This is a genomic window from Lactococcus sp. AK05 (genome assembly GCF_041026685.1).
GTDB classification, from domain to species: domain Bacteria; phylum Bacillota; class Bacilli; order Lactobacillales; family Streptococcaceae; genus Lactococcus; species Lactococcus lactis.
This window is the reverse complement of record NZ_JBFTEI010000001.1, coordinates 694,345-720,910: the sequence shown is the minus strand read 5'-3', so window position 1 is coordinate 720,910 and position 26,566 is coordinate 694,345. Positions and strand designations below refer to the sequence as shown.

The 26,566-nt window shown below is 34.3% G+C and carries 28 protein-coding genes and 1 riboswitch; of the genes, 2 read left to right on the top strand and 26 right to left on the bottom strand.

What is annotated here, in order from left to right; translation table 11 throughout:
* Position 1: 1 nt before the first annotated feature.
* From AB6B24_RS03485 to AB6B24_RS03415, 15 genes are all read right to left on the bottom strand, one after another.
* The gene (locus AB6B24_RS03485; RefSeq protein WP_311802626.1) at positions 2-790 is read right to left on the bottom strand and encodes an ABC transporter permease; all 789 of its coding nucleotides are present in this window, start codon (positions 788-790) and stop codon (positions 2-4) included.
* On the bottom strand, positions 787-2,073 hold the full coding sequence (locus tag AB6B24_RS03480; protein WP_311802625.1) for an ABC transporter ATP-binding protein: 1,287 nt from the start codon (positions 2,071-2,073) through the stop codon (positions 787-789). Before AB6B24_RS03480 ends, AB6B24_RS03485 begins: the two co-directional genes overlap by 4 nt.
* A 651-nt stretch (positions 2,074-2,724) precedes the next feature.
* A complete protein-coding gene (gene murB, locus AB6B24_RS03475) occupies positions 2,725-3,624 on the bottom strand; it encodes a UDP-N-acetylmuramate dehydrogenase (RefSeq protein WP_010905790.1) in 900 nt (299 codons plus the stop codon).
* 42 nt (positions 3,625-3,666) lie between these two features.
* Positions 3,667-4,266, bottom strand: a complete 600-nt coding sequence (gene niaX / locus AB6B24_RS03470; RefSeq protein ID WP_003132120.1) for a niacin ECF transporter S component NiaX — start codon at positions 4,264-4,266, stop codon at positions 3,667-3,669.
* Between the two features lie 253 nt (positions 4,267-4,519).
* Positions 4,520-5,410 carry a homoserine kinase gene (thrB, locus tag AB6B24_RS03465; RefSeq protein WP_311918995.1) on the bottom strand — a complete coding sequence of 297 codons (891 nt, stop codon included), beginning with the start codon at positions 5,408-5,410 and terminating at the stop codon, positions 4,520-4,522.
* 4 nt (positions 5,411-5,414) lie between these two features.
* Positions 5,415-6,701, bottom strand: coding sequence for a homoserine dehydrogenase (locus tag AB6B24_RS03460; RefSeq protein WP_311918996.1), 1,287 nt, complete (start codon positions 6,699-6,701; stop codon positions 5,415-5,417).
* A gap of 176 nt (positions 6,702-6,877) precedes the next feature.
* Positions 6,878-7,519, bottom strand: coding sequence for a deoxynucleoside kinase (locus AB6B24_RS03455; RefSeq protein WP_032398530.1), 642 nt, complete (start codon positions 7,517-7,519; stop codon positions 6,878-6,880).
* Between the two features lie 126 nt (positions 7,520-7,645).
* On the bottom strand, positions 7,646-8,929 hold the full coding sequence (locus AB6B24_RS03450) for a folylpolyglutamate synthase/dihydrofolate synthase family protein (protein WP_311918997.1): 1,284 nt from the start codon (positions 8,927-8,929) through the stop codon (positions 7,646-7,648).
* Between the two features lie 18 nt (positions 8,930-8,947).
* Positions 8,948-9,445: an NUDIX domain-containing protein gene (locus AB6B24_RS03445; RefSeq protein ID WP_098383820.1), complete on the bottom strand. Its 498-nt coding sequence runs from the start codon at positions 9,443-9,445 to the stop codon at positions 8,948-8,950.
* A 2-nt stretch (positions 9,446-9,447) separates the two neighbouring features.
* Complete coding sequence (gene folP, locus AB6B24_RS03440; RefSeq protein ID WP_311918998.1) at positions 9,448-10,521, bottom strand: dihydropteroate synthase; 1,074 nt, start codon at positions 10,519-10,521, stop codon at positions 9,448-9,450.
* On the bottom strand, positions 10,518-11,567 hold the full coding sequence (gene folE, locus AB6B24_RS03435; RefSeq protein ID WP_039115398.1) for a GTP cyclohydrolase I FolE: 1,050 nt from the start codon (positions 11,565-11,567) through the stop codon (positions 10,518-10,520). The genes folP and folE overlap by 4 nt, the downstream gene beginning before the upstream one ends.
* Before the next feature lie 78 nt (positions 11,568-11,645).
* On the bottom strand, positions 11,646-11,996 hold the full coding sequence (folB, locus tag AB6B24_RS03430) for a dihydroneopterin aldolase (protein ID WP_311802619.1): 351 nt from the start codon (positions 11,994-11,996) through the stop codon (positions 11,646-11,648).
* Between the two features lie 53 nt (positions 11,997-12,049).
* The gene (gene yihA / locus AB6B24_RS03425; protein WP_010905788.1) at positions 12,050-12,637 is read right to left on the bottom strand and encodes a ribosome biogenesis GTP-binding protein YihA/YsxC; all 588 of its coding nucleotides are present in this window, start codon (positions 12,635-12,637) and stop codon (positions 12,050-12,052) included.
* A complete protein-coding gene (gene clpX / locus AB6B24_RS03420) occupies positions 12,634-13,869 on the bottom strand; it encodes an ATP-dependent Clp protease ATP-binding subunit ClpX (RefSeq protein ID WP_057720252.1) in 1,236 nt (411 codons plus the stop codon). The genes yihA and clpX overlap by 4 nt, the downstream gene beginning before the upstream one ends.
* Positions 13,870-14,112: 243 nt before the next feature.
* Positions 14,113-14,619 (bottom strand): dihydrofolate reductase, encoded by a 507-nt coding sequence (locus tag AB6B24_RS03415; protein ID WP_029343872.1) that lies wholly within the window; start codon positions 14,617-14,619, stop codon positions 14,113-14,115.
* 398 nt (positions 14,620-15,017) lie between these two features.
* On the opposite strand from AB6B24_RS03415, the gene AB6B24_RS03410 reads away from it, so the two are divergent.
* Together AB6B24_RS03410 and AB6B24_RS03405 are read left to right on the top strand one after the other, a co-directional pair.
* Positions 15,018-15,527: a tRNA (cytidine(34)-2'-O)-methyltransferase gene (locus AB6B24_RS03410; protein ID WP_010905785.1), complete on the top strand. Its 510-nt coding sequence runs from the start codon at positions 15,018-15,020 to the stop codon at positions 15,525-15,527.
* A 119-nt stretch (positions 15,528-15,646) separates the two neighbouring features.
* On the top strand, positions 15,647-16,060 hold the full coding sequence (locus tag AB6B24_RS03405; protein ID WP_311918999.1) for a hypothetical protein: 414 nt from the start codon (positions 15,647-15,649) through the stop codon (positions 16,058-16,060).
* 27 nt (positions 16,061-16,087) lie between these two features.
* On the opposite strand, the gene AB6B24_RS03400 is transcribed toward AB6B24_RS03405, so the two are convergent.
* The 11 genes from AB6B24_RS03400 to AB6B24_RS03350 form a co-directional block, all read right to left on the bottom strand.
* Complete coding sequence (locus AB6B24_RS03400; protein ID WP_003132095.1) at positions 16,088-17,392, bottom strand: nucleobase:cation symporter-2 family protein; 1,305 nt, start codon at positions 17,390-17,392, stop codon at positions 16,088-16,090.
* A 48-nt stretch (positions 17,393-17,440) separates the two neighbouring features.
* Positions 17,441-18,034: a xanthine phosphoribosyltransferase gene (locus tag AB6B24_RS03395; protein WP_029343871.1), complete on the bottom strand. Its 594-nt coding sequence runs from the start codon at positions 18,032-18,034 to the stop codon at positions 17,441-17,443.
* 111 nt (positions 18,035-18,145) lie between these two features.
* A riboswitch (purine riboswitch) is annotated at positions 18,146-18,243 on the bottom strand.
* A 62-nt stretch (positions 18,244-18,305) separates the two neighbouring features.
* Positions 18,306-19,295 (bottom strand): GMP reductase, encoded by a 990-nt coding sequence (gene guaC / locus AB6B24_RS03390; protein WP_012897747.1) that lies wholly within the window; start codon positions 19,293-19,295, stop codon positions 18,306-18,308.
* Positions 19,296-19,553: 258 nt separating this feature from the next.
* Positions 19,554-20,171: a TIGR01906 family membrane protein gene (locus tag AB6B24_RS03385; protein WP_021721812.1), complete on the bottom strand. Its 618-nt coding sequence runs from the start codon at positions 20,169-20,171 to the stop codon at positions 19,554-19,556.
* A gap of 102 nt (positions 20,172-20,273) precedes the next feature.
* A complete protein-coding gene (locus AB6B24_RS03380) occupies positions 20,274-21,047 on the bottom strand; it encodes a TIGR01457 family HAD-type hydrolase (RefSeq protein ID WP_012897745.1) in 774 nt (257 codons plus the stop codon).
* Between the two features lie 49 nt (positions 21,048-21,096).
* On the bottom strand, positions 21,097-21,825 hold the full coding sequence (locus AB6B24_RS03375; protein ID WP_369164166.1) for an acyl-[acyl-carrier-protein] thioesterase: 729 nt from the start codon (positions 21,823-21,825) through the stop codon (positions 21,097-21,099).
* 96 nt (positions 21,826-21,921) lie between these two features.
* On the bottom strand, positions 21,922-22,362 hold the full coding sequence (locus tag AB6B24_RS03370; RefSeq protein WP_021721810.1) for a cytidine/deoxycytidylate deaminase family protein: 441 nt from the start codon (positions 22,360-22,362) through the stop codon (positions 21,922-21,924).
* Positions 22,363-22,465: 103 nt separating this feature from the next.
* On the bottom strand, positions 22,466-23,269 hold the full coding sequence (locus AB6B24_RS03365) for a glycoside hydrolase family 25 protein (protein WP_014570581.1): 804 nt from the start codon (positions 23,267-23,269) through the stop codon (positions 22,466-22,468).
* Between the two features lie 58 nt (positions 23,270-23,327).
* Positions 23,328-24,467 carry a radical SAM family heme chaperone HemW gene (hemW, locus tag AB6B24_RS03360; RefSeq protein WP_195935372.1) on the bottom strand — a complete coding sequence of 380 codons (1,140 nt, stop codon included), beginning with the start codon at positions 24,465-24,467 and terminating at the stop codon, positions 23,328-23,330.
* A 179-nt stretch (positions 24,468-24,646) separates the two neighbouring features.
* Positions 24,647-25,174: a ParB/RepB/Spo0J family partition protein gene (locus AB6B24_RS03355; RefSeq protein WP_153241443.1), complete on the bottom strand. Its 528-nt coding sequence runs from the start codon at positions 25,172-25,174 to the stop codon at positions 24,647-24,649.
* A complete protein-coding gene (locus tag AB6B24_RS03350) occupies positions 25,156-26,475 on the bottom strand; it encodes a phosphoadenosine phosphosulfate reductase (protein WP_277730413.1) in 1,320 nt (439 codons plus the stop codon). The genes AB6B24_RS03355 and AB6B24_RS03350 overlap by 19 nt, the downstream gene beginning before the upstream one ends.
* Positions 26,476-26,566: the final 91 nt, after the last annotated feature.

The following is a 26,566-nucleotide window of genomic DNA, read 5'->3' as shown; positions in this document are numbered from 1 at the left end:
ATCAATCTCTCCTTTCTTTCGTCATTCTCATGACAATCAACATGGCTACAACTAAGACAACAGCAATGGTTGAACCCATTCCCCAGTTTTGTGTCGTTAGGAAGTGTTCTTCAACGGCCGTACCGAGTGTGATGACTTTATTCCCACCGATTAAACGCGTCAACATGAAGAGTGACAAACTAGGAATAAAGACAGCCTGCACTCCAGCTCTAACACCGTTTAATGAAAGTGGCCAAATCACTTGAGTAAAAGTTTGCAAACGTGAGGCACCTAAATCGGCACTCGCATTTACCAAATTATCATCTAAATCATTTAAAGCATTAAAAATTGGTAAAACCATAAAGGGAATGGAAATATATGATGCGACCAAAATAAAACTTAGGTCAGTAAATAAAATCTGTGTCCGTCCAATTCCCAAAAACTGTAAAAAGTTATTAACTGAACCATATTTACCAAAAATTCCAATAAAGGCATAAGCTTTAAGTAACAAGTTAACCCATGTAGGTAAAATAATAAGCATGAGCCAAAATTGTTTCATTTTTAGTTTGGTCAAAACATAGGCTACGGGGTAGGAGATGACAAGGGTCGCTACAGTAATAATCAATGCGTAGAGAATAGAGTTCCAAGTCATTAAGAGGTAAGTTCCGCTAGAAAAATAGAGGATATAATTGTTAAGGGTAAAGTGACCATTTAAATCAAAAAATGATTGCCATAAAAGCATGGCCAAAGGGACGATAACAAAGAAAAGAATCCAGAGAAAATAGGGAACAGAATAAATTCTTTTGGTCACTGATTGGCCCCACTTTCTTTATTTTCTGACTCAGATTCATTCTCTTGCTTTTGTAAAATTTCATTCACTGTTTCAGCAAGCTCTGTCAATTCCATCGTGTTTTCAAGCGCTTCTTTAACGGCTTCTTGAATGGCAGCTTCTTCTTCGGCATTTTCTTCTTCGACAGCATTAGCTAAACCGACCGTTTCTTCTTCTTCAACATATTCTTCAATACGTGCGTCAAATTCTTCTTCGGTTTCATTAAGACGCATGATGTGAATGGCTTCTGGGTCAAAATCGAGTCCAACTCTTTCTCCAACAATGGCTTTATGTGTTGAATGAATGAGCCATTCGTTATTAAATTCATCGTAGGCTACAATTTCATAATGGACGCCACGAAAGAGTTGAGTATCTACTTTTACATTGAATTTACCTTCGTCAGGAAGTGTAAACCAGATATCTTCAGGGCGAATAACAACCTCAATTGGTTCATTTTTACGCATCCCACCATCGACAGCTTCAAATTTCTGACCATTAAATTCAACGAGGTAGTCTTCGATCATTCTCCCGTTTAGAATGTTTGATTCTCCAATGAAATCAGCAACAAAATGATTAATTGGTTCATCATAAATATCAGTTGGAGTCCCTGATTGCACAATTTCGCCTTCATTCATGATGAAGACCCAATCAGACATTGCTAGCGCTTCTTCTTGGTCATGCGTAACAAAGATAAATGTAATTCCAAGACTTTGTTGTAGCTCTCTTAATTCATATTGCATATCTTTTCTGAGTTTCATATCAAGTGCTGAAAGAGATTCATCAAGTAAGAGAACTTTAGGGCGATCAATTATGGCACGGGCAATAGCTACCCTTTGTTTTTGCCCTCCTGATAATTTAGTAATTGAACGCTTTTCAAAGCCATCTAAGCGCACGAGTTTTAAACTCTCAGAGACACGTTTAGCAATTTCCTTTTTATCTACTCCTTTAATTTTAAGAGCGAAAGCGACGTTATCAAAAACGTTCATATTTGGAAAAAGAGCATAGGATTGAAAAATCGTATGAACATTTCGTTTATTTGCGGGTAAGTCATTAATTCTTTTATTATCAAGAATAACATCACCATCGGTTGCATCAAGAAGCCCCGCAATAATATTTAAAATTGTTGATTTTCCTGAACCTGACGCGCCTAAAAGAGTATAAAATTTCCCTTCTTCTAGTTCAAATGAAATATCTTTAAGAACGGTTGTATCAGTGTCAGCATAAGTTTTACTGACATTTTTAAATTCGATAATTGTTTTTGACATTTTTTTAATTCCTTTGAATATAAAGATGTGATAAGCCGTAAAGTTGCTTGTAAGTAATATAAAAAACCAAGCCAACGCTTGGTTTCATCATCAATTTAAGTTTTCTGATTCCAAAAGGACAAACAGAAAAATCTAGTGCAGAGTCTATACAGCAGAAGAACTTTTAATACTCTTATTGATGCGCCAAAGCGTGTTTTTCTTGGGTGGGGCTTTTATATTCCCCATAACTCCTAAAAAGAGTTAATCAATAAGGCAACGAAAGTCGCCAATTTCGGCTTTTGACCCGGCTGTCCGTCTGGCCTTGGCTCAATTTTTACTGACAAATCGTCAATATTTTACTGACGAGATGTTATTTTTACTGACGAAAAGTATTTTTGAGAAATTTTTAGTTTCGTCAGTTCAATGCGACCAAAGGAAGTCATTGAATCGGTGGATAAGGGAAGTTTCAGCTTTGCTGAAATTTCTATCAGTAAATTAAATCCAGAATTCAACCATTAAATTGGCAGATAGAAAGTTCTAATTTGCTGACGGCTTATTCGTCAGTAAAATTGAGCGGTCAAATCTTCTGTATATGCACAGAACATCATTAATTATAGCTTAAATTAGATGATTTATCAAGTTGAAATTTGAAAAAGACAGGAAAATCCTGTCTTATTTTTCACCGATTATTCTAACTTCAGGTTCAAGAGTGACCCCTGAGTTTTCTTTCACTTTATCAATAACATGTGCGATAAGTTTTTCGTAATCTGTCGCATTTCCATTTGCAACATTAACCATGAAACCTGCATGTTTTTTGCTAACTTCAACACCGCCAATGCGTACGCCTTGTAGATTAGCTTCTTGGATTAATTGTCCCGCAAAATGACCGACTGGGCGTTTGAAAACTGAACCGCAACTTGGATATTCCAAGGGTTGTTTACTTTCACGCAGGAAATTGAGTCGATTCATTTCATTTTGAATTTGAGTCGGATCACCTGCTTGGAGTTCAAATTTTGCTGACAAAACAACCAAATTTTTGTCACGAATGACAGAATGACGGTAGCCAAATTGCATTTCACTTGCAGTCAGAACCGAAATGTTTCCGTCAGTATCCATAACTTTGCAACTTACCAAAACTTGAGAAATTTCGCCACCATAAGCTCCAGCATTCATGAAAACAGCACCGCCAATTGAACCTGGAATTCCGCAGGCAAATTCAAAACCTGTCAGTGAATTTGCTTGTGCCACTTGTGTTACTTCTTTTAATTTTGCACCAGCTTGAGCTTCAATCGTATAGCCAGCCACTTTTACTGACTCTAATTTTTCAAGTAAAATCACAAGGCCACGAATTCCACCATCACGCACAATCAAATTTGAAGCATTTCCAAGCACAGTAACTGCTGTGTCAGTTGATTTTGCTTTGACTAATAATTCTGTCAGTGCTTCAATTGTAGCTGGAAAAGCTAAGATATCTGCTGGTCCACCTACTTTTGTATAAGTATATTTTGATAATGGTTCATTAAATTTAACCAGCAAATCTGGGATATTTTCAAGGTCAGTTTCTTTTATCATATCCTTATTTTATCATTTTCTATTAAAGATGACAATTTTGTCTTAAATTTCGGCTTTAACTTTCTTTTTATTCAAGAAACCTTTAGCTTTATCGAAGATATCAATTGGGAAGGCTTTGCTCAAAACATTGCACAAACCAAGCGCTAAATTGAAATCAATCATACTGTGTACAAGACCACCAAAACCAATCAATAATAGAAGATTAAGTAGAGCAGCTTGATCAATATTTGCAAATCCTAAAGAATAAAAAACATAAACTACTAAAGTTTCCAAACCAGCATGAAAAATACCGAGAATAAAATTAAAAATTTGGATTTTAACTTTTTGATGAACAAGTTCAGGATGTTTCTTTAGGACATAAGCACCCACTGTCATTACAGGGAGATGCATAAGGGCACGCAACCAGATAGTTGGTACCGGAATACTAATCATAAATCCTAGGGTAGTTCCTAGAGCAACAAAAGCGGTCATTAATGGACTGAAAAACATGGCAGCCATTACGGGAACATGTGAGGCAAGCGTGAATGATGCAGGACCAATAATAATTTTAGCCGGCATAATCATTGGAATTAAAATTCCAAGTGCAGTTAGCATCGCAGCAATAATCAGATTTCTGACTTTTGCCTTTTTTGTTTGAGCCATTTGAGTTTCCTTTTCTTTTTAAACTCTTGCTTTAAAAAAGCGGACAGTAGGGCAATAATGGTTTTTCATTTAAATCACATTTCCTGTCAATAAAAGAAATTTAATTATTCATTACTTTTAACTTTAAAAAAATGATCAATCAAAAACCTTGTTCTGACAAATAAAATGAAAGTTAGTGAACTACTTTACATTCTTTTTTGCTTTAATGATTATATCATTTTATATGTAAAATAATCAAGAAAAAAATCTGTATTTATAATACAGATTCTTCTACTTGTAATCCATTGCTGTCAACTTCCAAGGAATAAAGTTGACCAGATAAATTTTGCTCATTAATTTTTTCTGTCAGTAAATCCAGCTTATCATCGGGTAAAAGGAGCATTACTGTTGGCCCCGCCCCAGATAAATAAGTTCCATAAGCACCAAATTCATGACCAATTTCTCGCAAAATTTTGAGTTCAGGAACTAAAGAAGCGCGATAATTTTCATGAAAACGGTCAGACTCTATCATTTGCCCAGCAATTTTTAAATTTTTTGTCAAAAGACTGGCCGTCAGTACATTTGCAATAGAGCTGGCAGCAACGGCCTCTTTATAAGCCAATTCCTTAGGTAAAACTTTTCGACTTTCAACAGTTTTTAACTCATAGTCTGGAACAAAAGCTAGAAGTTTACATGAAGGAAAGTCTGAGCTAACATAATTCGTTTTGTCAGCAACAGTACTTGCTATAACTAAATTTCCTAAAAGTGCTGGCGCAACATTATCAGGGTGCCCTTCAATTTCACAAGCAAGTTCTAGTTTTTCTTCTGTTGTCAAATTTAGCTTTGCTAGTTGATTAGCTAATTCAATACCAGCTATAATGACTGAACTTGATGAACCCAAACCTCTTGCTAAAGGAACTTCCGAAGTCATTTTCAAATGATATTTTACTGACAGACTGGAATTTTTAGCTTTCAAAACTGCTGACAGCGTGGTCAGTAATAAATTTTTTTCGTCAGTAGGAATATTATTTCCTAAATCATGGTCAATTTTCCAATCATTACTTTCTTCAAGTACTTCCACTGTCAAATATAAGTTGACCGCAATACCAATTGAGTCAAAACCTGCGCCTAAATTTGCTGATGTCGCTGGTACAATAATTTTCATTTTCCTAGTCCCCCAAAACTTTAAAATAATTAAGTAATTTAAAATCTACTTCTTCTTTTAATTTATCTTGAATGGCCAAAAGTTGAACGCGATTAATCTGATGACTGATAATCACAACAACTGCGCGATGTCCATCACCTTTTTGTTGTAAAACTTGTTCAAAAGAGACATCTTCACTTGTAAATAACTCCACCAAGCGCAATAATTGCCCAGTTGAATCTGGTGTTTCAACGGAAAAATAATATTTATTTACAATATCATGAGGATTAGCTAAGCTCGTTGGACGTGCGTATTCATTAAATGATTTCCCAATTGTTCCATCTTTTACCCGCTTAACAATTCGAACAATATCAGCTAAAACACTCGTAGCGGTTGGCTTTTGACCTGCTCCCGCCCCATAGAACATTGAATCCCCAATTCCCTCTGATTCAATAAAAACAGCATTCATAACACCATTGACACTGGCCAATGGATGACTTTTGGGAAGAAAAGTTGGGCTAACCTCAGCGAAAATTCCTGATTCAACCTCATTAATTTCACCTGTCAATTTTAAAACATAACCAAATTGTTGAGCAATCTCAACGTCAGTTTTTTGAATTGTTCTGAGGCCAGATTTAGAAATTTGATCAGGACTTAGCGTCATTCCGAAAGCAAATTCACTTAAAATCGCTAATTTATAACTGGCATCAATTCCGTCAACATCATTTGTTGGGTCAGATTCAGCATAACCAAGTTCTTGAGCTTTGGCCAAAGATTGGTCGTAAGTCCATGCCTCCTCTGACATTTTTGTCATCATAAAATTACTTGTTCCATTAAGAATTCCTAAAAGATGTGTGATTTTGTCTGATGAAAATGAATTGGCTAAAGTTCTTAAGATTGGAATCCCACCAGCAACAGCCGCTTCATAATAAAGAGCAACATGATGTTTCTCTGCCAAAGCACGCAATTCAGTTCCATGAACAGCCAGTAAATCCTTATTGGCTGTGACAACATTTTTACCCGCTTTAATCACTTTCGTAATGTAGGTCTTAGCTGGTTCAATCCGTCCCATCAACTCAACAACAATTGAAATCTCAGAATCAGCCAAAATTTCTTCTAAAGTTAGAACAAAATCATATTGATAACCCTGTGCTTTAGCTTTTTCAATTGCTTTTTCATCTCTCATCAAAACTTTTGAAATGACGATTTCTTCATCTAAAATTTTTGATAGTTTTTCTTTATTCTCAGAAATTAAAGTTGGAAGCCCAGTTCCAACTGTCCCAAACCCCAATATTGCTATATTTACTGTCATCACTTCTCCTTTTCAAACAAAAATTAAATTTTAAGATAATTCAAAAAATAACTTTCGCTCAATTTCTTAATATTATACCATTTTTATCGAAAAAAATTTACTGACAGAAAGCTCAGTAAATTTAAAAGAATAAAAATTACTGACAGCCTTGTCAGTAATAATAATTTCACTATTTTTTAAAGCAAATCTAGTTTTTTCAACTCATTATCGATTTGTCCCAAAACTTCATCAAGATGTTCAGGATTATTGACAAAATCAATAGAATCACCATCGATTCTCAATTTTGGCGAAATGTTGTAATTTTTATACCAATCAGGATATTCATCATGCACTTGAGCATAATAATCTTTTAGTCCTTCTTGATTTTCAATTTGTTCAAATGAACGTCCACGTTGTGCAATTCTTGAGAGCATTGTTTCAAATGATACATCAATATAAACCAATAAATCCGGACGTTTTTTGGGCATTCCATCAAGTTCTTCTAACATATTTGCTAATAAATCTTGATAAATTTCCAATTCAGTTTTTGTTACATTTCCATTTTTATAGTTCAAAGTTAGGAAAAGTTCATCCTCAAAAATCGAACGGTCAAGCACGTTATTATCCTGACGATAAGCCATTTTAATTGATTCAAAACGTTTATTCAAAAAATAGATTTGTAGCAAGAAAGCATACTTTTGAGGATCTTGATAATAAAGATCAAGAACAGGATTATTGTCCACCGCTTCATAAAAAACATCCGTTTTCAAATGTTCTCCTAAAGCCTTTGCTAGACTCGACTTCCCTGCACCAATTGTACCTGCTAATACGATCAAAATTGTCTTTTCCTCCTCGTCATTTCTTCAAAAGAAAGAAATGAATTTATAAATCTATTTTATTATAGCCGAATTTTTTAAATTTACAACTATTTATTAATTTTAAAAACTAAAAAATTATTTTAGTTATTACTTCTCTTTTTTCAAAAACTCACGAACTTGAGATGAGAAATAGAGAGAGCCTGTAACTAATAACAAATCATCTTCAGCTAAATTTTTTTGCGCACGAACTAAAGCTAATTCCCAACTTGGAGCCAATTCAACCCCTTCTTCTTCCAATTTTTGAAAATCTCCCAAATTCAAAGCTTTCGGATAATCAAAAGTTGTCAAAATCAAATGTGAATTTTTCACAGTTTGAAGCATTTTTATCATTTGACTAATATCTTTTGTAGTAATGGCTGAGAAAATGAGTGTAATCTTTTTATCTGGAAACTCAGAGCTAAGGTTTTCAAGCAAACGATTCATCGCATGAACATTATGAGCACCATCCAGTAAAATGAGTGGTTTTTCACCTAATTTTTCCATACGAGCTGGCCAAAAAGCCTCACGAATTCCAGAACGAATCACATCCTCAGTCAATTCAATCCCAACCTTACTTGCATAAACCAGAGAAAGTTCAATAGCCATACCAGCATTTTCTATTTGATGTAAGCCAACTAAAGATTTTTCAATATCCAATATTGCTTCTTGACCAGAAAAGAAATTGAAATGTTCGTGTTCTTCCACTTCCGTACGATAATCATATGGAAATTGATAAACACGCGCTGTATTTTTTCTAGCCACTTCCCATATAACCCGAAGTGCTTTTAATTCAATATTTCCAACAACTACTGGAATTCCTGGTTTAATAATTCCAGCCTTTTGAGCTGCAATTTCTTCAATCGTCGATCCAAGAATATCAATATGATCTAAACCAATTGTTGTGATTCCAGAAACAACAGGTTTAATTACATTTGTTGAATCAAGAAGTCCGCCTAAACCAACTTCAATAACCGCTAAATCAACCTGCTCATCAGCAAAATATTTAAAAGCCATTGCCGTGATAATTTCAAATTCGGTAATTCCAGTCAGTTCAGCATCTTTATCAAGTTCTGCAACAAGTGGTTGGATCATTTCTACATAATAAATTAATTTATCATCAGCAATCGGGAGTGCATTAATCGACATCCGCTCACCAAAAGTGGTGATGAAAGGACTTGTGAAAGAAGCAACCTTCAGACCTGCTTGCATAAAGATTGAGCGTGTAAAAGCGACTGTGGAGCCTTTTCCATTTGTTCCAGCAACGTGAATCATTGACAAAGACTCTTCTGGATGACCAAGCAATTCTAAAAGGGCCGAAACACGACTTAGGCCTGGGCGAATATTAAATTTTAAACGTGAATGTATCCATTCCAATGCTTCTTCTATAGACATTTTATGACCTTTTCTACTTTATCTTTTGTATTGATAATATTTTTTAAATTCATCAGGAGCTTCAGTCCTATCAAGAAGAAAAAAAGGCAATTCAGCAAGGTCTGCTTCTTTTTCTTTTAGTTCCAATAGAAAACGAAAATCAATGTGTTGATGTTCTTTCTCATTCTTAATTTTGTTGTAAGGAATATTAATCAAGTTAACATCTACCAACTTGCCTGATTCTGACGCTGAAAAACCTGTTTCTTCATGGAACTCACGAATTGCAGTTTCCAATGGCTTTTCTCCTAGCTCAACATGACCTGCTGGAAGCAAAAGCTCCTTTTGATAAGGGTGTTCAATAAAAAATAATTTATGCTTTTTAAAAACTAATGCACTTGCTGACAATTGTAAATCTGGATTCTTTTTCCCCCGAAGCTCTAAAGTCGAATTTTTCAATAATCGAATAATCTCGGAAATTTTTTCTTCACTTCCAATAGCAGATAAAGCTTGAATTTCAGCAATTAGGTCTTCATTCATTTTTAAAATTCCTTATAAATTTCAATTGCATCAAGTAAACGTTTAGTCTCCTTAACATCATGAACACGCAAAATCCGTCCCCCATCAGCAACCATTTGCGCTTCTAGGACAAGGCTTGAAAAAAGCCGCTCTTCTCCTTGGGCATTGAAGAGTTTTCCCATAAATGACTTACGAGAGATTGCAATCATAAGAGGTAAACCTATTCTACTTAAAATTTCAGTTGTTTTAACCCGCTCGAGACTATCTGAACCTGAATCTCCATTAAAAAAACCAACTCCAGGGTCAATAACGATTTGTTCAGTTTTTAAACCAAGTTGAAGTAACTCTTCTTTTTTATTTTCAAAAAATAATGGAAGTTCTTCATAAACATTATCAGCATAACTAAAACCAGCTCGCCCATTATTCATAGCAACTACAGCCGGTTGATACTTTTCTACCACTTTTAATTTATCACTTGTATCAAAACCATCAATATCGTTAATAATATCAACCCCAGCGTCTAAAACTCGTTCCATGACATAAGCTTCGTCCGTATCGACAGCAAAAATTGCTTTAGGAAAGTTTTTTTTCAACTCAAGAATAGGTTCTTTCAGTCTGTTCCATTCCTCTTCTGGGCTAATATCGTCATATCCTGGTTTCGACGATTTCCCTCCCAACTCAAGAACAGAAGCTCCATTTTCTAAATCATCTTCTACTCTTTTTAGAATATGAGAGAGGTTTAAATTATCTGGATTTCCATCATAAAAAGAGTCTGGTGTAACATTGACGATTGAATAGACAATTGACTTTCTAGTTAAATCAAAATTGAAATTTTTACCTGACCAAATGATTTGATGACGTTTATAAATCACTTCAAGCATTTTTTTATCTTCATCATTTTCAAAAAGATTAATCAATTTTGCCAAGTCATCAATTGTTAAAACTACTAACAAGGAGTCTGGAGTCAGTCTTGTCAAACTACCATTTCGATAAAGTTTTTTTTGAAGAGAAATCAATTCATTTTGATTTAACTCATCAAATTTTAGGATAATATTTTTAAGAGAAAAAGATTCTTGATTAAGTTCTAAGATTTTCATAAAAGACTTTCTAAAAATTCCATTCTTTTTTCGTTATTTTCTTTAAATTCACCTAAAAAATAAGAAGTTTTAGTAATAGAATTTACTTTTTTTACTCCACGCATTTCAACGCACATATGACGTCCTTCAACAAGAACTGCCACTCCTTTAGGATTCAAAATATCAGTCAAAATATCTCCAATATCATGAGTGATATTTTCTTGAACCGAGAGTTTGCGCGAAACATAATCAACTAAACGGGGAATTTTTGACAAGCCAATAATTTTTCCATCAGCTGGGATATAGGCAACATGAGCTTTCCCAAAAAATGGTAACATATGATGCTCACACATTGAATAAAAAGGAATATCTTTAATCAACACAATTGAATCCGTTTTAGAAGAATCAATTTCAAAAAGTTTATACTCATTAAACTTGCTTAAGCGTTGTGATGAAAGAATTTCTTCATACATTTTAGCTACTCTCGCTGGAGTTTCAAGTAATCCTTCTCGATTTGGATTTTCACCTACTGCAAAGAGAATCTCTTTAACGGCATCTTCAATACGATTTCTCGGTGTTTTTTCTTCTTTTATCACATGGAGCTCTTGTTCACTTACTGAAAGTTCGGCTATTGCTTTTTCTATTGACGCATAATATTTAAAGTCTTTATCAATCAATTCAAAAATAGGTTTCAAGACAAAAAGACGATTAAAAGCTTCTTTATGTGGAATAACCAAGTTTTCTTCTTGCATTTCTAAGTCACCATAGAAAATAATATCAATATCAATTGTTCTTGGCCCCCAATGAATTTTCCGCTCACGGTTCAAAGATAGCTCAACTTCATGAATAAAAGATAATAATTCCAAAGGTTCAAGTAGCGTTGCCACCTTTAATGCCAAATTAGTAAAATCATCTTGTTTGACGCCGCCGACTGGAGTACTTTCATAAAAATTTGATACTTTTTCAATCATAATTTTAGGGTGTTTTCCCAATAAACGAATGGCTTCATGTAAATAATACTGACGGTCACCAATATTACTTCCCATGCTTAAATAAGTTGTTTGCATAAGTCCTCCATTTAGACATAATCTTTTATGATTTTGTTTCTTTTCTATCTCTTTAAAATATTTATCTTAAAAACCAGCTTAGCCTCTCATCTCAATTTCAGCTGAATCAAAAATTCCTTCAATCGGTACGGCTAATTTTCTAAGATGGACTTCAACCGTTGCTATACGCTCTGAAGTAGCCTTTACTGCTTGAATAATTTCAAAGGCAACATGTTCAATTAAATCAGCTTTTGAAGATTCTACAACTGCTTTTGTTGCCTCATAGAAATCAACATAAGACAAAGTTTCATCTAATTCGTCTTTTCCTGAAAAATCAAAATTTGTTTCCACAATTAAATCAATTTCGAGATTTTGTCCGAGAACTTTTTCTTCAGGCAGAACACCAATATGTGCCCTAAATTTTATATTATTAAGTTTTATTTTGTACATATTTCCTCTTTTTAAGTGTAGAAAAGGCTATGAATCTCTTCATAGCACTATTTTCAGAGATATCTTAAAATCGCTTCCCAAGCTTCTTCAAATCCTGTCTTATCGGTAGAAGAAAAGATAATAAAATCATCTGTACTATCAAATTTCATTGCTTTTTTGATAATAGATTCATGTTTATTCCACTTACCACGTGGAACTTTATCAGCTTTGGTCGCAACTAAAATCACTGGAATATGGTAATATTTCAAAAACTCATACATCATCAAATCATCTTCCGAGGGTTCATGACGAATATCAACTAAGCTGACAACTGCTTTTAAATTTTCTCTTGTTGTCAAATATTCCTCAATCATTTTACCCCATTTTTCGCGTTCCTTTTTAGAAACACGAGCGTAGCCGTAACCAGGTACGTCAACGAAATGAAGTTGATCATCAATATTATAAAAATTGAGCAACTGTGTTTTACCAGGTTGACCAGAAGTTCTGGCAAAGTTTTTACGATTAAGTAAAGTATTAATAAAACTTGATTTACCGACATTTGAACGCCCGGCTAAGGCAATTTCTGGCCAATCATTTTCTGGATATTGTTTTTTTGATGCTGCTGAAATTGTTATTGTCAGATTATTTGTATTTATGGTCATTTTTTCTTGGTCTCTCGAATCATTTGTGGCTCAGCTTTTCCGTCAACAACTGCTTCATTAATAATAACTTTTGTAATTTCTTCATGACTTGGAACTTCAAACATGATATCCATCATTACTTCTTCAATAATTGAACGAAGTCCACGCGCTCCTGTTTTGCGCTCAATTGCTTTTCTAGCAATTGCCATGAGGGCTTCATCTTCAAATTCAAGTTCAACATTATCAAATAAAAGGAGTTGTTTATATTGTTTAATCAAAGCATTTTTAGGTTCTGTCAAAATTTGAATCAAATCCTCTTCGGTCAAACGTTCCAAAGCAGCAACAATTGGCAGACGACCAATAAATTCAGGGATTAATCCGAATTTTTGAATGTCCTCGGCAATAATTTCTTGCATATAAGAATCATCGTCATTTAATTTTTTATTATTGGCACCAAAACCAATAATTTTTTCACCTAAACGTTGTTTGACAATTTCTTCAATCCCGTCAAAAGCTCCACCAACAATAAATAAAATATTTTTGGTATCAATTTGAATCATTTCTTGATTAGGATGTTTACGTCCACCTTGTGGTGGAACGCTAGCTACTGTCCCTTCAATAATTTTCAAAAGGGCTTGTTGAACACCTTCCCCGGAAACGTCACGAGTAATTGATACATTTTCAGATTTTTTAGCAATTTTATCAATTTCATCGATATAGATAATTCCGCGTTCAGCACGTTCAATATTGAAATCACTCGCTTGTAAAAGTTTTAAGAGAATATTTTCAACGTCTTCTCCAACATAACCAGCTTCAGTTAAACTTGTCGCATCTGCAATCGCAAACGGAACATTGAGTGATTTCGCTAAAGTTTGAGCGAGAAAAGTCTTACCAGAACCGGTAGGTCCGATTAATAGAATATTTGATTTTTGTAGTTCAATATCTTCAGCAATTTTACTTGCTGTAAAATTAATTCGTTTGTAATGATTATAAACAGCAACTGCAAGTGCACGTTTTGCTTTTTCTTGACCTATCACGTACTCATTTAAATGGTCAAACATTTCTTTAGGTGTTTTAACTTCAAGCATTTCTGAATCTTGTTCTTCTCTTAATTCTTCTTCTAAGATTCGAGTTGAAAGTTCAATACATTCATTACAAATATAAACGTCTGAACCGGCAATCATTTTTTTTACATCATCTTGACTCTTTCCGCAGAAAGAACAATGTATATTTGGATTTTGTGTATTTGACATAGTTATTTTATTCCTGATTTCACTAACATAAAAAGTAAGTATTATTGGCTTACTTAAAAGGCACTTTTTCTATTTCTTAAAATAAAGTTCCAGAAAAAGCGTGAATTGTATTTACGAGGTTCGTAAAAGCATTGAGTAAAAACAATACTCCCAGACCCCAACGTTTTTTTCTAAAGCATTGAATCGCGATGACAATGCTAATCCAACAAAGGAGAGCTGTGAAAAGCCCAAAAATTGATTTTGTCATGGTTGTTTCACTTTTTCATATTTTTTAATTGTAAAAGTATAAGAATTCCGCTCATCTTTATCGTGAAATTTTTCAGAGACTAGTTTAAATTTCCCAAAGTCAAATGTACTTGGAAAATATGTATCTCCTTTAAATTTTTCATGAACAACTGTTCGATAGAGCAATTCAAGTTCAGATTCAAAAAGGGCTAAAATTTCAGCTCCTCCTGTGATAAATAAGTCTTTATTTTGCTTATGGTACCAATCTAGAACTTCCTTAGGGCTGTGCATGATGAGCACTTTTTCATTATCTGATTGATAAGTTTCATCGCGAGTTAAAATAATACTTATTCTCCCTGGCAATACACGTTTATTCATTCCTTCAAACGTTTTTCGTCCCATCAAAATCACTTGATTCATGGTTGTTTCTTTAAAATGTTGTTGTTCAGCAGGTAAAGACCAAGGCATTTTATCAGCTTCACCGATAAGACCAGCTTCATCTTCTGCCCATATTCCAATTATCATAGCAACCCCTCTCATTGATTTTTACTTTTACTATTATAGCAAATTTTTGCTGTTTTCGCTTTGACAAGTTTGATATTGGTCACTCATTCATAAAAATAATTTCTTTTTTTTATCAAAAAAATATAGTTTTCTCTTTACAAAATACAAAAGAAGTGGTATGATATCAATTATATTAATTTGTTTCAATCTTTCCTGTTATGATTAAAGCAAATTAGTCCCCCAACTAGACTTCTTGCTGAGATTGACTCCGAGGGGTCTAGTTTTTTTGTTTTTTACTTTAATTAATTTACTGACAGCTCTTCTGCTTATGGTAAAATGTTCTTAAATAATTACATTTTACTCATAGATTTTTTGATAAGGCTGTCAGTAAAATTTTTGTTATTAAGAAAGTGTATTTCATGAATCATATTGCTCTTTTTGAACCTCGTATTCATTTCAATACAGGAAATATCGCCCGCACTTGTGCGGCAACTAATACCGTTTTACATTTAATTGAACCCTTTGGTTTTGAAATTTCCGATAAGCATCTTAAGCGTGCTGGTTTAGACTATTGGGATAAGGTAAATATTGTCTATCATAAAAATTTAGATGATTTTATGAATTCAATTAATGACGGAGGACAACTCTATTTGGTCAGTAAATTTGCTGAGCATGTTTATTCTGACGTTGATTACTCCGATGATGAAAAAGATCACTACTTCTTGTTTGGCCGTGAAGATACAGGTTTACCTGAAGAATTTATGCATGAACATCGTGATGAATGCATTCGTATTCCAATGAATGACGAACATGTTCGGTCATTAAATTTATCAAATTGTGCTTGTATGATTGTCTATGAAGCTTTAAAACAACAAGATTTCCGTGGACTAGAACTCGTTCATACTTATGAAAAAGATAAGTTAAAATAATTGTATTTATAAATAGACAAACGCCTTGTTACTGACAGGCGTTTTTTTATTGTTCTTTTATTTAGCGAGTGCTATAATGAAGACAAATAAGAGGGGAATACAAAAATAAGGAGCATTTTATGAAGGCTAAACTAGGCAATGAAATTGTTGAATATTGGCAAATCAGCCTGACTAACCCCGCAAACGAATCGTGGGTCGAAGAGGCTTTTAAGAAAGGACAGCTCTCGTGGTCTGGTCAATTTGCAATGAATAAGGAGACCAAAGAAAAATTACTTGCTGATGGAATGTCTACAAAAAATCCAGCTGAGCATGATACCCTTTCTAAAGAAATAAAACATTTGGACTGGCTAGGGCTGTATATTTCGCCAAATAAGCTGAGTAATGCTTATCCGGATAATATTTATCTTGTAGTCAATCAAGTACGTATCCCAGCCTTTGGACGACTTGGAGAGTACCTCCTAGTAGCACCTGATGGTTCTTTTGAAATTTACTCTGAAAAGAAATTTCAGCGAGATTTAGAAAAAATTCAATAAAAAACCACCTCAACGGTGGTTTTTATTTTATTTTGTTTCGTCAGTAACTAATTCATCTTTTTTCCCATGATTAAATACTAAATTCAGGATAATTGCTGAAACAGTACTCATCACAATCCCATTAGAAACAAAAGGTTGAATAAAGCTTGGAAGTGCTGTAAATAAGTTTGTTGAGTTAAAACCAACACCCATCGCAATAGCAACTGCAGCAATCAGAAGATTTTGATTTCCTTCAAATTCAACTTTTGCCAGCATTCTAATTCCTTGTGTGGCAACCATACCAAACATAATCAACATCGCTCCACCCAATACTGGAGTTGGAATAAGTTGTGCAACAGCGGCAAATTTTGGAATAAGTCCTAATACAATTAAAAATCCAGCTGTGAAATAAATAGGTTTACGTGTTTTAATTCCTGATAATTGCACTAAACCAACGTTTTGTGAAAAACCTGTGTAAGGGAAAGTGTTGAAAACACCACCAAGAAATACAGCAAATCCTTCCGCACGATAACCATTACGCAAACGTTTTTCATCAAGATTTTCACCAGTAATATCAGCAAGAGCTAAATAAACTCCTGTTGATTCAACCAATGACACGATAGCAATAATAATCATCATTAATGAATCAGCCAAATAAAATTTAGGTGCTGAGAAATAAAAAGGTTGTGGCAAGTGTGCCCATGGTGCTTGAGAAACAACTGAAAAATCAACTAAGCCCATGCTAGCAGCCAAAATTGTTCCAGCAATAAGTCCAATTAAAATAGCAATAGAACGAATAAATCCAGTAGTAAAGATATTAATTAAAAGAATAATCACTATAGTTGAAACAGCTAAAATTAAACTTTGGATTGTTGGTTTGTCAACGTTATTCCCCATATTGCCAATAGCAACAGGAATAAGGCTTAAACCAATTGTTGTAATTACTGAACCAGTAACGATTGGTGGAAATAGTTTTCGGATTTTAGAGAAAATTCCTGAAACCAAAATAACGAAAACCCCTGCAACCATTAATGAACCAAACATTGCTCCAGAGCCATGTCTTTGACCAATAATAATTAATGGAGCAACAGATTGAAAAGCAACTCCAAGGACAACTGGTAAGCCAATCCCGAAGTGCTTACGTAGTTGAAGTTGCAAGAAAGTGGCTAAACCACACATGAAAATATCTGCCGAAATTAAATAGGTTAACTGAGTCGCTGAGTAATTTAAAGCTCCAGCAATCATGATTGGAACAAGAATTGAACCTGAATACATGGCCAGCAGATGTTGTAATCCTAAAACAGCAGATTTTGAGTTACTTTGCTCCTGGCTTTGTTCATTTTTTTGAGACATTTTGATTTTCCTTAAATTTTTCTTTTTTTATTTTCTTATTGCTTAAGCTTAGTCGAAATCTTTATCATCGGCTGGGGCGAAGATGACTTTACCATCTTCAAATTTTTCAATCCGGGCAAGACTGGTAAGTTTCATTCCTTGGTCAAGAAGTTTTTGACGGCCATCTTGGAAAGATTTTTCAATCACCATTCCTAAACCGACAACTTCTGCTTTAGCTTGTTCCATTAAATGAACCAAACCAAGTGCTGCTTGACCATTAGCTAAAAAGTCATCAATAATCAAGACTTTATCGCCTTCTTCAATGAGTTTGCTTGAAATTTGGACAGTTGAAGTTAATTTTTTAGTGAAAGAATAAACTTCTGTAATCAATAAATCATCATTCATGGTTACATTTTTTGCTTTTTTAGCAAAAATCATTGGAACGTTGAGTGATTCAGCAGCATATAAAGCAGGGGCAATCCCACTTGCTTCAATGGTTACGACTTTTGTAACTCCTGAATTTGCATAAACTTGTGCAAAACGTTTCCCGATTTCCTTCATCAATTGATAATCCACTTGGTGTGTCAAAAAGCGGTCAACTTTAAGAATGTCTTGTCCTAATACTTGACCGTCTGTATGAATGCGGTCTTCTAATAACTTCATTATTCTCTCCTTAAAAAAATTTTTTCTCATCTGTGCCCACAGGTGAGAAAAACGTCTCGTTATAAAAAATAACAAGACGTTTCAAATACGCAAAAAAGAAATTAAATTTACTGAAAAATCGAATTTCCTTATTGTCTCGCATTTACGGTACGAGGTAGAAACGCCCAGCCATATTCTAGGTATAAATAAGATTGTTCTATTATAGACTAAATGCTAAAGTTTTTCAAGCATAAGTTTTGGTATTCCCGAACAATGGGAAAGAAAATGCTTACTAAATCGCATCACCATTCCAAATTGAGTTTTTAACAACAACATAATCAACTTTTGTCAGCGCAGACAAATCACGACCACCAGCATAAGAAATTGAACTTTGGAGATCTTCTTCCATTTCTTTCAATGTATCTTTAAGTGAGCCTTTGTGAGGAAGGAGAATTTTCTTTCCTTCGACATTTTTGTGTTCACCTTTTTGATATTCTGAAGCCGAACCAAAATATTCTTTGAAAAGTTGTCCGTCACGTTCAACAGTTTGTCCTGGTGATTCTTCGTGTGCAGCAAAAAGTGAACCGACCATTACCATTGTTGCTCCCATACGGATTGATTTTGCGATATCGCCATGAGTACGAATTCCGCCGTCAGCAATAACTGGTTTACTTGCTGCTTTAGCACACCATTTTACCGCTGCAAGTTGCCAACCACCTGTACCAAATCCAGTTTTAACTTTTGTGATACATACTTTCCCTGGACCAATGCCGACTTTAGTCGCATCTGCTCCAGCGTTTTCCAATTCACGGACAGCTTCTGGCGTTCCAACATTTCCAGCAATAACAAAAGTTTGTGGCATCAAACGTTTAATCAATTGAATCGTTTTAATAACAGAATCTGCATGTCCATGAGCAATATCAATTGTAATAAATTCGGGAATGAGTGCGTCTGCTGAAATTTCACGAATAAAAGCATGTTCATCTGCTTTAACACCAACAGAAATTGAGGCAATCAGGCCTTGTTGGTGCATTTTTTTAATAAATGCCGCTCTATTTTCTGCTTCAAAACGGTGCATGATATAGAAATAACCTTCTTTTGCAAGCATTTCAGCAATTTTATCATCAATAATGGTTTGCATATTCGCTGGAACAACAGGGAGCTTGAACGTAAAATTTCCTAGTTTTACGCTTGTGTCTGCTTCTGATCGGCTGTTAATTACACATTTATTCGGGATAAGTTGGATGTCTTCGTAGTCAAATACTGAGTTTAGATTATTCATTGCAATTTCTCCTTGAGAATGAGTAGGCTTTTATGAATTTCTAGCCTGTGAACTCATTTATGATTTGATTTACAGAAAAGACCGACCAAACCCTTCGGGTTTCACTAGTTGAACGATTATAAAATCTCTGTCTGCTCAACCTTCCTTATTCATTTTATCTCAATTAAACGGTTTTTTTAGTTATTTACTTCTATTTCTTCAAAAAACACATAACATCATTCGGAAATAGCAAACAATAAAAAAACACCGACCATTCTGTCAGTATTTTTTCTTTAAAAATAAAGTTCCACGTCTATAAATGACAAAAAAGATTAATTCATAGATGAGTAAAAAGATTAAAAAGCTATGCATGAAAAATTGCTCAGGCAAAACGCTAATAATCGGGTCTGTCGCTGGGTCAAAGAGCCAACTATTATCCCGAAAAAGCACTTCATGAAAAGCTACAAAAAATTGGTCAAAGCCAATTAGCCAAGCAATAACTCCAATTGCTAAAGGAAATAGCATAACAACTCTAAGCGCATTATGGAAAACAAGCGAAAGATTTTCTTTTATAAATCGAATAGTGAAAGGAATCAAAATGATTGTCAGAAAGAAAACAAGCATAAACAAATTTTTCACTTCTGCGAAATGGTGAAGACCACTTGCTGACGAAGGGAAATCAGGCATAGATAGTTTCGTTTCCAAAGGATTAATTAAATAATTCATCAGAATTAAAAAATTATGCCATATTTTACCGGCAGTCATTTGAACTAAATCGGTTAATTGATACCAAAAAATTTCACCAAAAAATAAGGGAATCGCCAAAAAAATAGTTAAAGTTACTGACAAGGCAATAATCCATAAAATACTAAATCCAAAAATGACTTTATCTCTCATAGGCGCTCCCAAAGTATTCTAAAATTTACTGACAGAAATTAATTTTTCCGTCAGTAAATTTTTAAAAGCAATCAATTACTGACAGACCTGTCAGTAATATTTTCAAACTTCCCACTCATCTAAACTAGCTACTACATAAGTCGGAGGAACTGGAAGATTTGGTACTTCTTCAGCTCTTGTAAATCCAGTTGTGACAAGCAAGCTATCAATTCCGTTATTAATGCCCGTATGAATATCTGTCAGATAATTGTCGCCAACCATTAATAAATCAGATTTAGGAAGCCCTAATTTTTCGACCGCTTTATTGGCAATAATAGCTTCTGGCTTACCAATAATGGTTGCTTCAACTCGTGTTGCTGCTTCAAGCATTTTTATCAGCGCTCCAGCTCCAGGAGTCAAACCACGTTCGTTTGGCAAATTCAAATCTGGATTTGTTCCGATAAATTTAGCTCCTTTATGAATTGCCAGAGTAGCAAGGACAAGCATTTCATAAGTTAAATCAGTATCTAAAGCGACCACAACGTAAGCTGGATTCTCACGATCTTTTTTGTAACCTGCCTCATAAATCGCTTCTTTAAGCCCATCTTCTCCAATGATATAAACTGTTTTTTCTAAGCCTAAATCATTCATATAATCAACAGTAGCAAGACTTGCAGTATAAATTGTTTCCAATGGAGTGTCAATATTAAATTGTTGACTCAAACGGCGTTGTACCACGCGCGGTGTTTTTGTTGTGTTATTTGTGACCAAAAGATAAGGTATTTTAGCCTCTTGTAGCCGATGAATGAAATTCTCGCCTGCAGGAATACGCTTATTTCCCAAGTAAATTGTCCCGTCAAGGTCAATTAAGTAACCACCATATTTTTTATTTGTCATTTTATTCTCTTCTACTTTTTTTCACTAAAATTTACTGACAGAGCTGCCATTAAATTTTTCCCCAGTGAATTTCAATTTGAGTACTTCCGTCATTAAAATTGTGATGACTCACTTCGTCTTCCCAAGACATTAAAGCATTGATTTCTTCACCATAAAGGACTTCATGATTATATTTTATAAATACATGTTTGGGTTGATGATTTTTACGGAATTCAAAATCCACCATATCAGCTGCCCAATCATAATATTTCGCATTATTAACATGTCCATTCATATCTAACGCTGAAAAACGGACAGGATAAACAATTTTTTGAGCATCACTAAATTCGTCAATTTTACGGAATTTATGAGGACGTGAAATTTTTGATACTTTTTCAGATTCATAAGGATCAACAATTTCATCCAATACACGGTCAATTTTTCTCGTTGCCTTATCCATCAAAACCCAAGTTGAACGAATTTCAACTAAAACTTCTCCATTTTCATCTAAAAATGAGAAATTACGATAACAAAAGAATTTATTATAACTAGTTGCTTCAGTTTCAATTGTTATTTTTTCATTAAATTCTGGTAAACGATGAATCGTCAATTCATATTCAATAACTGCCCAAAAGAGGCCATATCTCTCAAATACCCAGACATCTGAGCATCCAAGTGCCGTTGATTGCTCTCCAGAAATCTGTAAAGCCACAGCTAAAAGGCTTGAAATTCGCATTTTTTTAAAAGCATCACTTTCATAGAAAGGAACTTGATAATTTTGTTGATATTTTATACCCATTTTATGATAACCTCGCCTTCTATTTTAGCAAAAAAAAGAGCAATTTTCATAAATTGCTCATCTATTAGCCAGAGTTTTTAAAGTTCTCAAAGCTAATTAAATTTTTTCACAGGCGATTTCTAAAGTATCAATCAATAATTCTTCATAAGGATCTTTCGCATGATACTCATCAATGTATTTAATTTCTTTCACACCAGCAGCAACAACTAATTTCAGGCAGGCAAGGCAAGGAAATAAAGTTGTATATAAAATCGCTCCTTCTGGTGAAACACCATGTTTAGCAGCTTGAGCAATCGCATTTTGTTCTGCATGGACCGTTGCTACACAGTGTCCATATTTATCTTCAGTACAACCAATATCTGTACAATGTGGCATCCCTGAAACCGCACCATTATATCCCGTAGAGAGAAGTTGACCATTTGGACTGACCAATAAAGCTCCTACTTGAGCATGGTTACAAGTTGAGCGTTTTGCAACCACTTGGACAATTTCTTTAAAATATTCATCTTTACTTGGTCTTGTAAATTTCTCTGACATCATGAACTCCTTAATTGCTTTTTGATTTATTATAGCAAATTTATTTATTTCAGGCTTAATAAAAAAACTTCCAAGAGAATCATAAATTAACTTGAAAGTTTTTTTATTTTTGATTTTTAAACAATTCATTATAGTTGGTTTGGTTATTAACCATATTCAAATCAACATTTCCCGAGTAACCTGGTAAAGTTCCTTGGTCAGTAAATTGTTGCATTTTATAACTTAAAGTCGTTTCTGGTGAAGCATCCCAATAACCTGTATTTCGTCCATAGGCAGCAATCCAAATCGCTTTAAATTTATCAACTTTTATTTGATTATCTCGCAAGAACCAGTCTTGGGCATAAATACCAATGTTTTTAGCTCCTTGTTTCTCCAACTCAGAGCGAAAAGCCTCAATCCCTTGGTTCATATTTTTCATATTGGTTACCTCGACATCAAGCCAATAATAGGTCGGCTTATAAGGGCTTGCTCGACGATAAAAGTCTCTTGCTTGCTTCCTCATTTCAGAAGTGTTTTCTCCAGTCACAAAAGCATAAACCGCAGTCGGGATTCCCCGCTCTTGGAAAGCTTTAATATGCTGTTTATAGGCAGTATCTTCTCCATCCTTGCTTGCTGAATTATCAGCATGACCATAAGAGCCATTGACACGAATAACCGCACCAATCACATGCTGACTCAAGGTGTTGTAATCAATATCTTCTGGACGTTGCCAACCCGAAAGGTCAACAACTGGTTTATTCAAATCCAAAACCTTCTCATCCAAAATATGATTTACAACAATTTTTTCAGTTGCTGCTTTTTTAGGAGGTTCTACCGGTCGAATTCGTACTAAACCAAGTAAGGCGATCATTGCAATCATGGATGCTGTAAAGATAAAAGCTCCCATTTTTTTAAGTTTACGTCTCATTTTAGGTTTCATTAATTATATTGTAACATAACTTTCACAAAAATTCATCACGATAGCATTAAAAATTAATATCATCGAGCAAAAATTTCTCAAAGACATTATTCCCCAACTCAAAACCTTTGTCTGTCATATGAATTCTTTGTCTATCATCATATAATAATTTTTGATTAATAAGTTCTGTGATTTGTTCACCGTATAATTTTTCAAATGAACACTTAAATTTCTTTTCAAACTTCTCAACCAAAACTCCCGATTTTTTCCGAAGACCTAAGAACATTTCTTCTTCTATTTGAGATTTTTTACTTAAAACTTCTTCGTTTACCCTTTTTTCAGTTGGAGCAGCTTTAAGGTAATGATGAACTGGGCCAAGATTTTTATAACGAATCCCTGCTAAATATCCTGACGCTCCAGCACCAATTCCATAATATTCCTCATTATCCCAATAAGTTATATTATGTTTGCTCTCAAATCCTGGTAAGCCAAAATTTGAAACTTCATAGTGATTATAACCATTTTTAGCTAAAATATCCATGATATATTCATACATGTCCGCATTTTTATCTTCACTTGGCAGGCGTAAAAGTCCACGACGTTGTCGATTCATAAAAACTGTGTGATCCTCTAAAATAAGACTATATAATGCCACATGTGGTAGTTTTAATTCTAAAAATTTTTCAACATCTGACTTAACCATCTCCATCGTTTGCCCAGGTAAAGCATAGATTAAATCAATCGTAATATTTTCAAATCCAGCTTTTTTCAGTCTTTCAACTGAATCATAGACTTGAACTTCTGTATGTGTCCGCCCAATTTTTTTGAGCAAAGCATCATTAAAAGTTTGGACACCTAATGAAATTCGATTGACTGCTGAATCAGCCAAAACTTTAATGACCTCATCTGATAAATCCCCTGGATTTGCTTCAACAGTAAATTCTTCCAAAACTTCTAAATTTAACTGTTCAGTAATCGCTGTCAATAAACGTTCAAGTTGTTGGGCTGACAAAACACTGGGCGTTCCACCACCAATATAGATTGTTCTTAATTTTTCTATCTCGAAACTTTGAAATTCTTCTATGAGCGATTCAATATAAGCATCAATCGGCTGTCCTGTCATCAATACTTTAGCAAAATCGCAATAATAACAAATATGAGAACAAAAAGGAATGTGAAAATAAGCCGAATTAGGTTTTTGCAACATTTATAAATCCCTTCAAAAATTTTTCCTATTCAATGAAAGATAGTGAGAGGATTAACCCTAAAATTAATCTTACCAATAAAAATCACAAATACTTGACCTATTATAACACACCTATGGATAGCAATTGACTTTACAAAACGGAAAATATAGATAAAAAAGAGGGTAGCTTTAACTACACTCTATTCTTCTTTATCCCATTCCCAAGACCGTGAAAACTCCCCTCCTTTAAACAAAGAGGCAAGTCCACTTAATTGTTTGAGCCTTAGTAATTCTTCTTTATCCATTCCAATATTTTTCATAATCCACCGATCACTTAAGCCAGCTTCAATTAATTGTTGAACAATTTCTGTCATTAATTCTACTGAATGAGTCCCTCTGGCACGATTATGGCGAATCGTACTGGCTATTCTATCTTCTAATGGGCGATCAATCACAGAAACGGGTAAACAGTTCCCTTCTCTTTGCGCAATCGTTTCAGAATTTTTCATTACAAGATAGCGGTGAAAACCATCCACGATCTCATAAGTATCATTTTCTTTGTCATAATAGCAGACAATTGGCATGGTATAACCATCTTCTAATATCGACCGTTCTAAAAGTTTAAATTCAGTCGGCGCAGTTTTATTAGGATTATATGAATTTGCTCTAATCTTTTCAATTGGAACCCGTCTCACTTGATAAGCTGGACTTACAAAAAGCTCTCCCATTTTTTCATTGCCTCCTTCTTCTTTTGCAATTCATCTTTCGTTTGACCAAATCCCATATATTGACAGGAAGTATCATTTTTTAAAATGGTGATACACATTCTCTTATAAGAGGGAACTAATCTGAAATTTTTAATTGGTACATCATCAGGATATTTTTTGAAACGAACTAATTCATATTCCTGTTTGTAATTTCGATTATTTTTTGGAGTACCTAAATTTTCAAATTGCAAATTTGTTTCTTCAAGTTCACTGACAACTTTCTGAGGCAAAGCTCCCCCATTTTTTGTCCAGTAAGTCAGAGAACTCTGGAACTTTTTCAGATAAACTTCTCGAATATCCTCTGGTAATGTCTTGAGTAAAAAGTCAACATAGGTCTCCCAAGTATGCCCCTTAGGAAGACTGACTCCACGATAACCAAGAGCAATTGTCCCACCATAAATAGCCGCAAAATTTGCTCCATTGACACGACCAATCAATTTTCCCCAAGTCTCTGGCTCCAATGCTTGATACAATTTCAAAGATGAGACGCCACATTGATGAAAAGGATTGGCAACCCTCATACTTTTAAAGGGGACTCCTGCTTGAAAATATAAATCATATAAATGATTATAATCAAAAGAAAATTTAGCATTTGCTACCCAGACATCCTCAAACAACCAATCATACATCGGATAAAAATTGAAAACATTATGAAAAATTCGATGACTATAATTTGTAGTTCCAAATCTTGAAAAAGTTTCATCACGTGTCACAGCATTAAAGCGATTTAAACTTTCTTGAGCTCTGATTCCGACAAGAACTGCTGTTCTTTCTGCTTTCTTTTCTTGATGAAGCCACTGACAGAATTTGCTTTGAAAATCATAATCAGACATTCCTATTTCAAAAAATGGGAAATTGTGATTTTCAAGATGAATTGCTCCTTCTGGAACTGAATTCAACCAGAGTTCGGGATGTTCAGGGTCCCAAGGAAGCCAAGTCGATTGTGACATCGATATTCCACAAGAAGCAGAGACAGGCATACAAATATGATAATAATCAAAATCAGGATATTTCCCCATTGAGCGTTCTATATAGTCTTTGGTTTCTTGATAATTCCCCTCATAGTCAAGATAATAAACAGAAACTGCTATTTCTTTGTCAGCAAGTTTATTTTCTTCATAATAACGATGAACAAGTTCTAGCATCAATCCAGAATCTTTCCCGCCAGAAAAGGAGACAATTAAGTGGTCGAAATAATTACAAATATAATCTAGTCGTTTATTGAAAGCTTCGTAAACATTTTCCTTCTGATATTTTCTCACATTCGTTACCTTTCGCATAACTTTTTCAACATTTCACTTATTGAGCTTAAACCATTTAAATCATATTAAAGTTTAGGTCTTCCAATTGAAA